11 protein-coding genes are annotated in these 13451 nt (G+C 74.4%); 8 read left to right on the top strand and 3 right to left on the bottom strand.

Annotated features, from left to right (window positions below):
* Positions 1-111 precede the first annotated feature (111 nt).
* The 3 genes from OG715_RS29510 (at position 112) to OG715_RS29500 (ending at position 2552) form a co-directional block, all read left to right on the top strand.
* Complete coding sequence (locus OG715_RS29510) at positions 112-1242, top strand: PucR family transcriptional regulator (RefSeq protein ID WP_266274246.1); 1131 nt, start codon at positions 112-114, stop codon at positions 1240-1242.
* 227 nt (positions 1243-1469) lie between these two features.
* Complete coding sequence (locus tag OG715_RS29505) at positions 1470-1883, top strand: hypothetical protein (protein ID WP_266274247.1); 414 nt, start codon at positions 1470-1472, stop codon at positions 1881-1883.
* A 129-nt stretch (positions 1884-2012) separates the two neighbouring features.
* Positions 2013-2552 carry a hypothetical protein gene (locus OG715_RS29500; RefSeq protein WP_266274248.1) on the top strand — a complete coding sequence of 180 codons (540 nt, stop codon included), beginning with the start codon at positions 2013-2015 and terminating at the stop codon, positions 2550-2552.
* A 7-nt stretch (positions 2553-2559) separates the two neighbouring features.
* Here the strand turns inward: OG715_RS29500 and OG715_RS29495 are convergent, their stop codons facing one another.
* A complete protein-coding gene (locus OG715_RS29495; RefSeq protein WP_266274249.1) occupies positions 2560-4203 on the bottom strand; it encodes a 4Fe-4S binding protein in 1644 nt (547 codons plus the stop codon).
* 67 nt (positions 4204-4270) lie between these two features.
* Positions 4271-5209, bottom strand: a complete 939-nt coding sequence (locus OG715_RS29490; protein ID WP_266274250.1) for an AurF N-oxygenase family protein — start codon at positions 5207-5209, stop codon at positions 4271-4273.
* Positions 5210-5444: 235 nt separating this feature from the next.
* On the opposite strand from OG715_RS29490, the gene OG715_RS29485 reads away from it, so the two are divergent.
* Both OG715_RS29485 and OG715_RS29480 read left to right on the top strand, forming a co-directional pair.
* Positions 5445-8081 carry a SpoIIE family protein phosphatase gene (locus OG715_RS29485; protein WP_266274251.1) on the top strand — a complete coding sequence of 879 codons (2637 nt, stop codon included), beginning with the start codon at positions 5445-5447 and terminating at the stop codon, positions 8079-8081.
* A 131-nt stretch (positions 8082-8212) separates the two neighbouring features.
* The gene (locus OG715_RS29480) at positions 8213-8449 is read left to right on the top strand and encodes a chaplin (RefSeq protein WP_266274252.1); all 237 of its coding nucleotides are present in this window, start codon (positions 8213-8215) and stop codon (positions 8447-8449) included.
* An 80-nt stretch (positions 8450-8529) separates the two neighbouring features.
* On the opposite strand, the gene OG715_RS29475 is transcribed toward OG715_RS29480, so the two are convergent.
* On the bottom strand, positions 8530-9879 hold the full coding sequence (locus OG715_RS29475) for a glycoside hydrolase family 18 protein (protein ID WP_266274253.1): 1350 nt from the start codon (positions 9877-9879) through the stop codon (positions 8530-8532).
* Positions 9880-10160: 281 nt separating this feature from the next.
* On the opposite strand from OG715_RS29475, the gene OG715_RS29470 reads away from it, so the two are divergent.
* The 3 genes from OG715_RS29470 to OG715_RS29460 all read left to right on the top strand — a co-directional run bounded on the left by OG715_RS29470 (position 10161) and on the right by OG715_RS29460 (position 13092).
* Positions 10161-10634, top strand: a complete 474-nt coding sequence (locus OG715_RS29470; RefSeq protein WP_266274254.1) for a carboxymuconolactone decarboxylase family protein — start codon at positions 10161-10163, stop codon at positions 10632-10634.
* A gap of 94 nt (positions 10635-10728) precedes the next feature.
* On the top strand, positions 10729-11649 hold the full coding sequence (locus OG715_RS29465) for an RNA polymerase sigma-70 factor (protein WP_266274255.1): 921 nt from the start codon (positions 10729-10731) through the stop codon (positions 11647-11649).
* Positions 11650-12018: 369 nt separating this feature from the next.
* Positions 12019-13092, top strand: coding sequence for a hypothetical protein (locus OG715_RS29460; RefSeq protein WP_266274256.1), 1074 nt, complete (start codon positions 12019-12021; stop codon positions 13090-13092).
* The last annotated feature ends 359 nt before the right edge of the window (positions 13093-13451 follow it).

Here is a 13451-nt window from a genome sequence, read left to right as displayed (position 1 = left end):
GACCGGCCCGCGGCCCGGCGGTCCGGCCGACCGGCGGAGAGGCCGATCGGCCGACCGGTCGGCCCGCCGGACGGCCGCACCGCACCCACGGGCCGGGGCGGACACCACACCATGACGGCGGCCAACGGAACCGGCACTCCAGGCACCCCCGACATCCCCGGCAAGCTCGCCGGCCACTGCCTGGCCCTGCTCACCGAGGTCTCCCGCACCGGCCGCCTGCTCCGCCGCACCGAGCTGGAACGGCTGCGCGACCTCGGCGAGCGCGCCGCCGAGGCCGGCCACGGACTGCGCGACCTCGTCGGCGTCTGCCTCGGTGCCACCCGCGCGTCCTGGCAGACCTTCCCCGGCCTCACCGCCGTCACCACCGCCGAGATCCGGCGCACCGGCGACGCCGTGCTCGCCGCCACCCAGGCCGCGCTGGGCGCCGTCGCCGAGGGCCACGAACGCGCCCAGCGGATGGCCGTCCGCCAGGAGGAGGCCAACCGGCGGGAACTCGTCAACGACCTGCTGCACGGCCGCACCGACCTCGGCCGGCTCGCCGAACGCGCCGAACGCTTCGGCCTGCGGCTCGCCGCCGGCTACACCGTCGCCGTCGCCGTCGGCGACGAGCCCTACCTGGAGGGCGCGCCCACCCCGCACCGGGTCCTGCGCGAACTGACCGGCCGTTACGACGACCGCACCCTGCTGCTGGCCGTCCGCGACGGGCGGCTGGTCTGCATCGCCTCCGACGGCGAACAGGCCGTCCTCGCCGCCTTCACCGACCTCGCCCTGCGCCCCGGCCCCGGCTACCCGCCGGCCCTGCGGGTGGCCACCGGCCGCCGGTACGGAGGCACCGGCGGCATCGTCCGCAGCTACGAGGAGGCGCTCGCAACCCTGGAGTACGCGGAGCGGCTCGGCCTGCCCGCGGCCCGGCTGCGGGCCGAGGAACTGCTGGTCTTCCCGGTGCTGATGCGGGACCGGGAAGCCATGGCCGACCTGGTGCGGACGGTGCTCGGTCCGCTCACCGCCGCGCGCGGCGGCGCCGGTCCGCTGCTGAGGACCATCACCGTCCAGGCCGAGGCCGGGTACGTGAACGCGGAGACCGCCCGGCGGCTCGGGCTGAGCGTGCGGGCCCTCGGCTACCGGCTGGAACGCATCCGCGACCTCACCGGCTACGACCCGGCGGAGGCCCTGCACCGGTACACCCTGGAGACCGCCGTGATGGGCGCGCGGCTGCTCGACTGGCCCGACCAGCCGCTCTGATCCGTTCTGTCGGACGTTTCGGACGGCCCCGCGTTGCTTGCGGTTTCCGGATATTTTCAGGGTGTCAAAGCAGCGTCAAGATTGCCGGATCCTGGCAGTGTGCGGAGCCTTCGCCCCTGACAGGATCACTGCGGCGCACGGGGGATCCGGCGCTGTAGGAAAGAGTCTGGGGGGCGGGTCGGTTGCGGGGGAATTTCAGAGCCGCACCTGGCTTCCCGACTCTGGTGGTGACCGCTGAGTACTGGATGCTGGCCCTGCTCAGCGGCCTTGGCGCCGACGTCGTGTCCGGGGGACACGACGTCGGCCACGCCACCGGGACCCGGAACGGGGGGTGCGGCGCCGATCCCCATGTCGACGCCGTGCCCGGGGTTCTTCCGGACGATCTTCCCGGCGACCTGCTCGCTTCCGAACCCTTCCCCCTGGTCGGCCGCTCCTGCTTCGTCCTCCCGGGCGACGCCACCGCCACCGGCGGCTGGGCCGAGGTCACCACGGACGAGGGCTCGCCCGCCCTCATCGCGGTCCGCACCCCACCCGGCGACCCCGTCGTCCCGGCCGGCCGGACCGCCCTCCTCCACGCCCACGACCCGGCCACCGACAGTTACCTGATCACCCAGCTGGACCTGGGCAGCATCTTCAGCTGACGGCCGTTCGGCCGATGACCCGACTTGTCCGGCTCGGGCCCGGCGGGGCTCGGACGAACGGTAGGTTCGGAGCGCGGCGTCCCGACGACTGCCGCTTCCCGCCCGCCCCGGCCGAAGCGAGGCACCGCCATGAGCACCCGACCCGTCCGACCCCGGCTGCCGTCCGAGAGCCCGCGGACGATCCGGGAGTTCCGCGAGACCCTGACCGGCTCGGACCTCGCCCGCTTCACCGCCGAGGTCGAGGACGTACCCCAGCCCGAGCTCGGGAACTACCTCAAGGGCTGGCAGCAGCTGCTGCACCTGCGCACCCTCCCCGAGATCGAGCACGCCCTGCGTACCGCCTTCGACCGGCCGGGAACGCCACTGGTCCTCGACGAACCTTCCGTGCGGATCCCGCTCGCCGAGCTGCGGCGGGTGCTCGACGTGCTCGTGCGGCAGGTCGAGGCGCAGGCCACTGAGGGGCGGGTCGCCGTGGCGGATCCGTACTGGTCGGTGCCGCCGGCGGAGGCGGCGGACCTCTGCGCCGGGCCGGCGGAGCCCACCCTGGGGATGGTGTCGGAGTCCTGGGAGCACTTGGAGCGGATGGTCGGGGACGAGTCGTGCGCCGTCGGGTACGGCTTCGTGTGGCTCGGTGACGTGCTGCGTGCCATCGGGGCCGAGGTGGTCTGAGCGCCCGTCACCGCCGGGCCGCCGCCAGGAGGGCGGGGACGGTGGGGAGTTTGACGCGGGGGCGGCCGGTGGCTTCGCCCCGGGCGCGTTCGGCGCGGTCGATGGCGCGGAGCTGGCGCAGGCCGAGGGCGTCGGGGCATCGGGTGCGGACCAGGCGGTCGAAGGTCCTGCGGTCGCCGGTCGGGTGGGGCAGGGTGCCTGCGACGGCGTCGTCCAGGAGGGCGTGCACGGTCTCCTCGGCGCAGGCGCGGTTGGCGCCGATGCCGCCGGAGGGGCCGCGTTTGGCCCAGCCGACGAGGTAGGTGCCGGGAAGTGGTCGGCCGGTCGCCGGGTCCAGGACGCGGCCGCCCCGGTGCGGGACGCTCGCGGTGGCCTCGTCGAAGGGCAGTCCGGGGAGCGGGACGCCGCGGTGGCCGATGGAGCGGACCACCAGGGCGGCGCGCAGGGGTCGGTCGTCGCCGGTCAGGCGGACGGCCTCGACCCGTGCGCCGCCCAGGAGTTCGAGGGGCGCGGCGTGGAAGCGGAGCACGATCCGGCGGCCCGGCCGGGGCGGGGCGGCGCCGTCCAGGCGTTCCAGCGGGAGGCCGGCCAGCAGGGCCGCGGCGGAGCCCTCGGGCGCGGCGGCGAGGGCCGCGCGGACTTCCGGCCGGTCGTCCACGACGAGCTCGACGCCCGGGAGCCGGGTGAGGGCGAGGAACTCGGGGGTGGTCCAGGCGGCGTGCTCGGGTCCGCGCCGGGCGGTCAGGACGACCTCGCGGAGCGGGCTGCGGCGCAGGGCGGCGAGGGCGTGGTCGGCGATGTCGGTGGCGGCGAGCCGGTCGGGGTCGGTGAGCAGGATCCGGGCGATGTCGAGCGCGACGTTGCCGTTGCCGATCACCACGGCCCGTTCGGCGCCGGGGCCGGTTCCGGCGCCGAGGGCGACCGCGTCGGCGGGCACCGTGGGTTCGGCGTTGTACCAGCGGACGAAGGTGGTGGCGGGCAGGCTGCCGGGGAGGTCCTCGCCGGGCACGTCGAGCCGGCGGTCGGCGGCGGCCCCGACCGCGTACACCACCGCGTGGTGGTGGGCGGCGAGTTCGGCGTGGTCGAGGTCGGTGCCGACCTCGACGTTGAGGTGGACCCGCAGCCGGGGGTCGTGGAAGACGGAGGCGAAGCTCTCGGCGATCCGCTTGGTCGACTGGTGGTCGGGGGCGACCCCGTGCCGCAGCAGTCCGCCGGCCACGGGCAGCCGGTCGAGCATGGTGACCTCGGCGCCGGTGGTGCGCAGCAGGGCCAACGCGGTGTAGCTCGCGGACGGCCCGGTGCCGACGACGGCGACCCGCAGCGGGCCGGTCCCGAGGTCGAGGCCGGCGGGCAGGCTGCGCGGGAAGGCGGGCGCGCCCCAGGCGTGGTCGGTGGGGTGGTCGCGGTACCAGTCGCGGTTGAGGTCGCCGTAGACGGCGTCGGGGCCCTGGAGCCGGTCGACCGGGAAGATCGCGTCGACGGGGCAGGCGTCGGCGCAGGCGCCGCAGTCGATGCAGGCGGCCGGGTCGATGTACAGCAGGTCGGTGCGGCCGAAGTCGGGCTCGTCGGGGGTGGGGTGGATGCAGTTGACCGGGCAGACGGACACGCAGGAGGCGTCGTTGCAGCAGGACCGGGTGATCGCGTAGGCCATGGCGGGGCGGGGTTCCTCGCTGGGTGGGGTTCGGCGTGCGGGGTACAGGCCGCGGGGCGCGCGGCGCTCAGAGCATGTGGATGCGGCGGTAGAGCTTCGTCGACGGGCCGGTGAGCAGGCCGTTCTCGGCGAGGAAGGCCATCAGGTGGCGGCTGCTGGTGCGCATCATGGCGCGGCGGTGCTCGCTGGCGCGGACCTCGGCGAGGGCCCGGGCGACGTCCAGTCCGGCCGCCTTGTACACGGACGGGTGAACCATGTTGGTGACGATGACGTACGCGCCGGCGGCGATGCCGAAGGCGGCGTTGCGGCGGCGCAGGGTGCCCGCCCCGCGCAGCCGTTCGCGGATCTCCTGGCGGGCGAACTTCATGTGCCGGGACTCCTCGACCACATGGATCCGGGACGTCCCGCGGACGATGTCGAGGACGTTCTCGCCGCGCATCCAGTCGCGCTGCATGACGTCCAGCACCTCTTCGGCCACCAGGATGCCGCCGTAGGCGAGTTCGCCGCGGGCGAGGGCCTTGTAGGCGCGTCCGGCCTGGGCGACGAACTGATTGGGTTTGTACTGGGGGACGCCCATCTTCTCGCAGGCGCGGGCGAACATGATCGAGTGGCGGCACTCGTCGGCGATCTCGGTGAGCGCGAAGCGGAACTCGGCGCTGGCGGGGTCCTTGAGGTACTGGTCGCGCAGCACCATCTGCTGGAGGATCATCTCGAACCAGATGCCGGTGGTCATGATCGAGCCGACCTCGTGGCGGGTGAGCACGACCCGCTGCTCCTCGGTCATCTCGGACCAGAGCGCGGTGCCGTAGAGGGTGCTCCACTCCGGGTTGAGCCCGTAGTGCCCGGGCTCCAGCGGGGCGTCCCAGTCGATCTCGGTGGCCGGGTCGTAGGAGAGGGTCGCGGCGGAGTCGAGCAGCCGCTTGGACACCTCGTCGTCGGCGGCGGTGTGGGTCCGTCCGTGGCCGCCTGGGGTGAGGGTGGGGGTGCGTTCCGCCGAGTGAGCCATGGCTGCCTCCGTCAGGTGCGTGGCCTGCGGGGACTCGCCACCGCGGCGTGGGCCCGCCCCGCTTATTGACGGAGATTACAATAAGAGCGCACGCCCGAGAACCCCCCGCGCACCGCCTCCTTGGCGATGCCTCCCGTGCGACGGGGGCCGTCGGCGGGAACTGGCGGGCTCGGCGGGCCGGAGGATGATGGAGAGATCGCGGCCGTGATCCCGCCGACGGAGAGGAGCCGACCGGATGAGCACGGCGGACGCCCTGCAGCGTGGCCGATCCCCCTTCGTCGACAACGCCGTCGGAGCACTGCTGGACGCGGACGGCCTCGTCGTCCGCTGGACCCCGGAGGCGGCCCGGCTGTTCGGCCTCGACACCCGGCAGGTCCACGGCCGGCCGGTGCACGAGCTGCTCGCCGACTCCTCGGGGTGGCCGGCGATGTCCGAGCTCACCGAGCGGCAGCGGACCGAGGGCTGGTCCGGCGAGGCGGTGTTCCGCTCCGGCCGGGGCGAGCTGCTCCCGCTCTCCTTCCAGGTCCTCCCCCTGGACGCCCCTGCGGCCCCGGCGCCCCCGGACGGCCCGGGCACGGCGCGCTACTTCGTGCTGGCCGCCCCCACCCCGCAGATCGCCCGCTGGCGCCAGGACCAGGCGTTCACCAGCGAACTCTTCCTCCAGGACCGGGTCGGCCTGGCCGTCTTCGACGAACGGCTGCGCCTCGTCCGCACCAACACCCATCTGCTCCCCTACAGCGGCCTCCCCCCGGACCTGCGCGGCCGCCGCCTCGGCGACTTCCTCCAGCCGCAGGACGCGGCGGCCGTCGAACGCGGACTGCACGACGTGCTGCGCACCGGCCGCCCGCTGATCGGCGCGGAGGAGATCGTCCGCACCATCGAGGACCCGTCCGGCGGCGCGGTGATGGCCATCTCGGCGTTCCGGCTGCAGGCCCCCGACGGGCAGGTGATCGGGGTCACCGCCCTGTTCACCGACGTCACCGAACTCCACCGGACGGGTGAACGGCTCGCCCTGCTGCACCGGGCCACCGCCGCCGTCGGCGGCTCGCTGTCGGTCGGCGGGACGGCGGAGGAGCTGGCCGCCGTCCTCGCACCGCCCGCCGCCCGGACCGGCCCGCCCGCCGACCGGACCGCCGACCGGACGGCCCCCGGCGCCGCCGACCCGGGCGCCGCGGCCGCCCCGGGCCTCGGCGACCTCGCGGTGGTGGACGTCGCCGAGGCCGTGTTCACCGGCGGCGAGCCCGCCCCCGGGCGGGACGGCCGGGTGCTGCTGCGCCGCGCCGCCGTCGCGGTGTCGGCCCCACCCGGCGAACCGGCGGCGGGCCCGGGCGGCCCGGTCGCCCCGCCCCCGCCGCCCCCGGTCGGGGGAGCCGTGCACGCGCACCCCGACGAGCAGAGCGTGCACACCGACTTCCCCGCCTCGATGGCCGTCCCGCTCCGGGCCGGCGGCAGGCTGCTCGGCCGGGTGGCCGTCCACCGCGCCCCCAACCGGCCGCCGTACCTGCCGGCCGATCTGGAGCTGCTGCGCGAGATCGCCGACCGGGCGGCACTCGCCCTGGACAACGCCCGCCGCTACGCGCGCGAGCACCGCGCCGCCGTCGGCCTCCAGCGCAGCCTGCTGCCGCCCTCGCAGGCCGAGACCTCGGCCGTCTCCACCGCCAGCGTCTACCTGCCCACCGACACGGCGAGCGGGATCGGCGGCGACTGGTTCGACGTGATCCCGCTGTCCTCCGCCCGGGTGGCACTGGTCGCGGGAGACGTGGTCGGGCACGGCCTCGCCGCCAGCGCCACCATGGGGCGGCTGCGGACGGCGGTGCGGACGCTGGCCGACCTCGACCTGGAGCCGGACGAACTGCTCGTCCACCTGGACGACCTGGTGGCCCAGCTGATGGTGGAGGCGGAACGGCCGGACGAGGACGAGGACGGGGAGACGTACGGGGACGGGGACGGACTCGACGCCGGGACCGGCAGCATGGACAGTCCCGGCGCGGCCTCCCGGCCCCCGGTCGGCCACGGCCTGTGGCTGGACGGGACCGGGGACGGCGCGGACGAGCAGCAGACCGTGCCGTTCGGCGCCACCTGCGTCTACGCGGTGTACGACCCGGTGTCGCGGCGCTGCGCGATGGCGTCCGCCGGGCATCCGCCGCCCGCCGTCGCGGCGCCGGACGGCCGGGTGACCTATGTGCCGCTCCGGCCCGGACCGCCGCTCGGCGTGACCGGCCTGCCGTTCGAGGTGACCGAGGTCGAGCTGGAGCCCGGCAGCCTGCTCGCGCTCTACACCGACGGACTGCTGCTGGGGTACGCGGACGACCTGGAGGGGGGCATGGACGCGCTGTCGCACCGGCTGGCCGCCGCGGCCGACCCGCCGGAGGGCGCCGTCACCCCGGCCGGGGCCTCGCTGCGGCAGCTCGGCCGGGACCTGGTCTCCGACCTGCCGGCCCACCGCCTCACCGACGACGTCACCCTGCTGCTGGCCCGCACCCGCGAAGTGCCGACGGCGGACACCGCCGGCTGGACCCTGGACGCGGACCCGTCGGGGGTCGCCCGGGTCCGTGAGGCCGCGACCGCGCAGCTGCGGCAATGGGGCCTGGAGGAGCTGGAGTTCACCACCGAGCTGGTGCTCAGCGAGCTGGTCACCAATGCCATCCGGTACGCGGGCGGCCCGGTCGGCGTCCGGCTGATCCGGGCCGAGCGGCTCACCTGCGAGGTGTCCGACCCCAGCGCCACCCAGCCCCGGATGCGCCGCGCCCGCCTCACCGACGAGGGCGGCCGGGGGCTCTACCTGGTCGCCCAGCTCACCACCCGCTGGGGCAGCCGCTACACCCGCCGGGGCAAGACCATCTGGGCCGAGCAGGAGCTCCCGCCCGGCTGACGCGGGGACCCGGCCGGCCGCGGCCGGCGCGCGCCGGGACACGCCCGCGTTCCGACCAATCCGGGGGGATCGCGGCCCTCCACCGGTGTGATTGGTGCTCTGATCTGCTGACTCATCCACCAAGGAGAGACATGCGTACTCGCACCGCCCTCGCCGCCGGCGTCCTCGCCGTGGCCGCCCTGCTGGCCGGCGCCGGCACCGCCTCCGCCGACGCCTCCGCCAACGGTCTGGCCTTCGGCTCCCCGGGCGTGCTTTCCGGCAACCAGATCCAGATCCCGGTCCACATCCCGATCAACATCTGCGGCAACTCGATCGGCGTCATCAGCGCGCTGAGCCCGGCGTTCGGCAACACCTGCGTCAACGCCTGACCCACCGGGTCGCCACGCACCACGACGCGGGCCCGTCCCTCCGGGGGACGGGCCCGCGTCCGCGTGCTGCCGGGGGGCTACTACCGGCGGCTCAGGCCCTTGTCGATCGCGGTGATCAGCTCACCGTTCGGGGTGTCCCCGTCCAGCGACCAGATCATGGCCCCGCCGAGGCCCTCGCGGCGCACGTACTCGGCCTTGGTGCGCAGCACGGTGGCATCGTCGTACGTCCACAGGGTGGTGCCGTCGAACAGCCAGGCGTGGCCGTTGCGCTGGCCCCGGTACAGCTTGTAGGTGCCGGAGTCGGCGAGCTTCTTCAGCGCCTTGTAGTCCTCGGTGCCGGCGGTCCAGGTCGCCGGGGCGGGCCCGGCGGCGGGCTGGCCGAGGCCGTTGCCGCCGCCCGTGACGCCCGTCCAGCCCTGGCCGTAGAAGGGCAGGCCGGTGACCAGCTTGCGGGCCGGGGCGCCGCGGCGCAGCCAGGCGTCGACGGTTCCGTCCAGGCTGAAGTCGTTGCGCGAGTACAGCGCCGACTGCTGGGCGGTGGTCTTCTCGCCGGAGACGTGGAAGTCGTAGCCCTGGAGGTTGACGAAGTCGAAGTCCCGGATGATCTTCGAGACCTCGAAGCCCGCGTCGATCTTGGCGGGCGCGGTGGGCACGTAGGCGCTCAGCTCGAAGTGCTTGCGGCCCTTCAGCGTCCGGCCGTAGGCGTCCACCTGGGTGCGGAACTCGTGGACCAGCTTGGTGAAGTTCTGCTTGTCCTCGGGGCGGATCCCGTTGCCGGGGTTGCCCTCGGAGCCCGGCCACTCCCAGTCGAGGTCGATGCCGTCGAAGATCCCGGCCGCCGCGCCCGCACCGCCCCGGACACCGTCCTCGGGCAGGTTGCCCTTGAGGTAGAGGTCGATGCAGGAGGAGACCAGCGCCTTGCGACCGGCCTCGGTGCGGACGGCGTCCGAGAAGTACGCCGAGCCGCTCCAACCGCCCAGCGAGATCATGACCTTGAGCTCGGGGTGCTTCGCCTTGAGCTCGCGCAGCTGGTTGAAGTTGCCGGCCAGGGCCTGCCCGTCGGTGTCGGCGACGCCGTTCACCGCCTCCTCCGCGCCGACCGGGCGGACGTAGTCGGCCCACCCGTCGGAGCCCGGGCCGCCGATCTGGCAGGTGCCGGCCGGACCGACGTTGCCGAAGGCGTAGTTGATGTGGCTCAACTTGCCGGCGGTGCCGCTGGTCTCCAGGTCCTTGACGTGGAAGTTGCGGGCGTAGATGCCCCACTGGATGAAGTACCCGACCCGCTTGTAGGCGGCCCCGCCGTGGCGCGCGGAATCGCCCGCCCCGTCGAGGTCGGCGGCCGCGGCCGCCGGGGCGAGCGGGGCCAGCAGCGCCAGGACGGCGACGGTGGCGGCGCCGAAGGTCGAACGGGTGGAGAGTCGGTGACGCATGGTCGAGATCACCCCTAGTGCGGTGGGCCGCACGATCGTGGGAACGGTGGACGGCGCAGGGAGTCCGCAGGGTGCGCCCGTAGCGGGCGGCGACGACTCTTCACGCCAAGGTCTATACCTGTCAACGGACTTCGCAAAGGTTTTGCAAAACGGAAGGGAAGTCGGCGAGTGGCGGGCGTCACACCGGGGCGTGTCACAGGACGCCGGGCTGCTCCGTCCTGAGAGGTGAAGCACCGACCACCACCGAGGCACCACCGAGTCACCACCGAGGAGCACCCGCCATGGACGCGCGACTGAACCTCTTCACCAACCCGACCGGCACCAGGGCCGTCAAGGTCCTGATGGGGCTGGGCAAGGAGATCAAGGCCATGCCGCTGCCCGCCGCCACCCAGGAGCTGGTGGCACTGCGGGTGAGCCAGATCAACGGCTGCGCCTTCTGCCTCGACATGCACACCAAGGACGCGGCGGCGGCCGGGGAGACGGCGGTGCGGCTGAACCTGGTCGCGGCCTGGCGGGAGGCCAAGGTCTACACCGAGGCCGAGCGGGCGGCGCTGGCCCTCGCCGAGGAGGGCACCCGGGTCGCGGACGGGGCCGGCGGCGTCCCCGACGAGGTCTGGGCGAAGGCCGCCGAGCACTACGACGAGGAGCAGTTGACGGCCCTGGTGATGCTGATCTCGTTCATGAACCTCGCCAACCGGGCGAACATCATCACCCAGCAGCCGGCCGGCGACTACGTGGCCGGGCAGTTCCACTGACCGTCGCGGGTCCGCCGCCCCGCTCCGGCGGGGGCGGCGGCGGGGGCATGATCGTTCCGAGAGCAACCGTCCGTTCGAGGGGGAGGAAACCGGCGTGAGCAAGGTCGAGGAGTTCGAGGAGCTGCGACCGCTGCTGTTCTCGATCGCCTACCGGATCCTCGGCAGCGTGGGCGAGGCCGAGGACGCCGTGCAGGAAGCCTGGCTGCGCTTCGACGCCTCGCCGACCCGGCCCGACTCGACGAAGGCCTTCCTGTCCACCACGGTCACCCGGATCTCGATCGACGTGCTCCGCCTGGCCCGGGTCCGGCGCGAGGCGTACGTGGGCCCGTGGTTCCCCGAGCCGCTGCTCACCGACCCCTACGCCGACCCGGCCCGGGCCGCCGAGCTGGCCGACTCGGTGTCGATGGCGGCGCTCCTGCTGCTGGAGCGGCTCAGCCCGCTGGAGCGCGCCGTGTTCGTGCTGCGCGAGGTGTTCGGCTTCGGCTTCGACGAGGTCGCCGAATCGGTGGGCCGCTCCGAGGCGGCCTGCCGGCAGCTGGTGGTGCGGGCCCGTCAGCACATGCGGGAGGGACGACCGCGCTTCGAGGCCGAGCGCAAGGAGCGGGACGAGCTCGCGGCCCGCTTCTTCGACGCCCTGCGCGAGGGCGACCTGGCCGGGCTGCAGGACCTGCTCGCGGCCGATGTGACGATGGTCGGCGACAGCGGCGGCAGGACCCCGCAGCTCGCCCGGGCCGTCGCCGGCGCCGCGAACGTCGCGAGGCTGCTGGCCGCGATCGTCCCGCTGATGGCCCGGATCGACGTCACCTTCGCGCCGCACGAGGTCAACGGCCGGCCCGGCGCCGTGTTCCGCGACCGCGAGGGCCGGGTGCTCACCGTCCTCGTCCTCGACCTGCTGGACGGCCGGATCGGGACCGTCCGCTCCGTCACCAACCCCGACAAGCTCGCCCACCTGGGACCGGTCGCCGACGCCTGGGCCGTCCACCAGGAGCTCAAGCGGGCCCGCCGGTCGTCCTGAGACGGCGGCGGAACGGCCGCGCGGGATGCCGAGGACCTCAAGGACGCCGGGGACCTCAAGGACCCCGAGGACCCCGAGGACCCCGACCGGCCGTTCCGCCGCGCGGGGCACCGGGTAAACTCTTGGTCAAGACTTTGTGAGCACCGAACCAGGCGCGTTCCCGGGCCGGACGTGATCGCTTCCCCGCCGGAACGTGTCGACCTGGACGGTGCCGACACGCTTCAGGTCGACCCGGGAACGCGCCGACGCCGACCGGGCGCGTTCGGGACTTCGGACGATCGAGGGCAACGGCGGCCGGGGAACCCGACCGTCCACGTCGGAGCGGCACCTGCCGTACTCGGCGCCACTTCACCGGAGGAGAGATTCCACATGCGCCTACGTCACGCCCTGGGGCTGACGGTCGTGGCAACCACCGCCCTGCTCGGCCTGTCGGTCCCGGCCGTCGCCGGACCGGCGGCCCAGCTCCGGACCTACGTCGACCCCAGGAACGCCGTGTTCCAGCCCGGTGAGCGGGTGCAGGTACTGGCCTCGGACGAGAGGTCGCTGTTCAACACCGGCGCCCACTACGGCCAAGGCGTGTGGGCCCGGTTCTCCACGCTGCCCCCCACCAGCCAGTTCTTCGCCCCGGGCACCGCAGGCTCGACCGCGATCGGCACCACGACCGACGGCATGGTCCACAACGTGGTCGCCGCCGGCAACCGGGTCTTCATCGCCGACCGGAGCATGACGGACGGCCGCTGGTCCCCGTGGGGCGAGATCAGCGAGGCCCGGGCGGCCGGTCCGCTGCCCGGCACCCCCCAGCAGATCGCCGTCGCCGCCATGGGCCGCAAGCTGCACGTCCTCGCCCTGGTCGACGGCAAGGTCCACCAGGCCACCGCCGACTGGAACGCCGGCACCTGGTCCGGCTGGGGCGACGTCAGCTCGGCCGCCGGCCTGCCCGCCGGCACCAAGATCGCGGCCGCCGTCACCGGGAACTCCCTGCACGTCGTGAGCCTCGGCCTCGACGACGGGGTCCACGTCGCGGACGGCGACTACGACCGGGGCACCTGGCGCGCCGGCGAGCCCACCGCCCTGCTCGGCCTGCCCTCCGCCGTGGCGATCGGCGAGCTCTCGGCCGCCGCGATCGGCAGCAAGCTGCACATCGTCGCCGAGGCCAACGACCGCCTGTACCAGGCCACCGGCGACTACGCCGCCGGCTCCTGGGTCGGCTGGGGCGACCTCACCGCCGCCACCGGACCGGTCGGACCGGTCGGCTCGGTCGGCTCGGTCGACCGTCTCGCCGTCGCCGCCGTCGGCAACAAGCTCCACCTGTACACCCTCAGCGGCCGCGGGATGTACAACGCCACCGGCGACTACGACCGAGGCACCTGGTCCGGCTGGGGCAACGTCAGCGCCGCCGTCGACGCCCCCGGGCTCACCGGCCTGGCGGTCACGGCCGCCTGACGGCCCGCGGGCCCCCCACCGCGGTCCCCCGGCCGAGTACTTCCGGCCGGGGGACCACGCATGACTCCGATCGGTCGCCCCGATCGGCGGGAGCAGCCCGACTGTGGGGCGATGGGTACTGCGGTGCGCGGATCGTTCGTGCATCAACTGTGCGCTGTCCGTCCCCCGGAGGAACCGTGCGACTCCCCTCGACCCGTCCGCGCACGCGAGTGCCGCTGCTGGCACTGTCCGTGCTGGCGCTGACCGCGCTGCTGCCCCCGGTCGCGGCCGAGGGCAGCGGCGACCGCTACGAGTGGGCCGCGCTGGGCGACTCCTGCACGGCCGGCCTCTACATCGGCGACCCTCGGCCCCCGCTGGGC

It is taken from the genome of Kitasatospora purpeofusca (assembly GCF_036010405.1).
In the GTDB taxonomy this organism is placed as follows: Bacteria; Actinomycetota; Actinomycetes; order Streptomycetales; family Streptomycetaceae; genus Kitasatospora; species Kitasatospora purpeofusca.
This window is presented reverse-complemented; position numbering and strand designations above follow the sequence as displayed.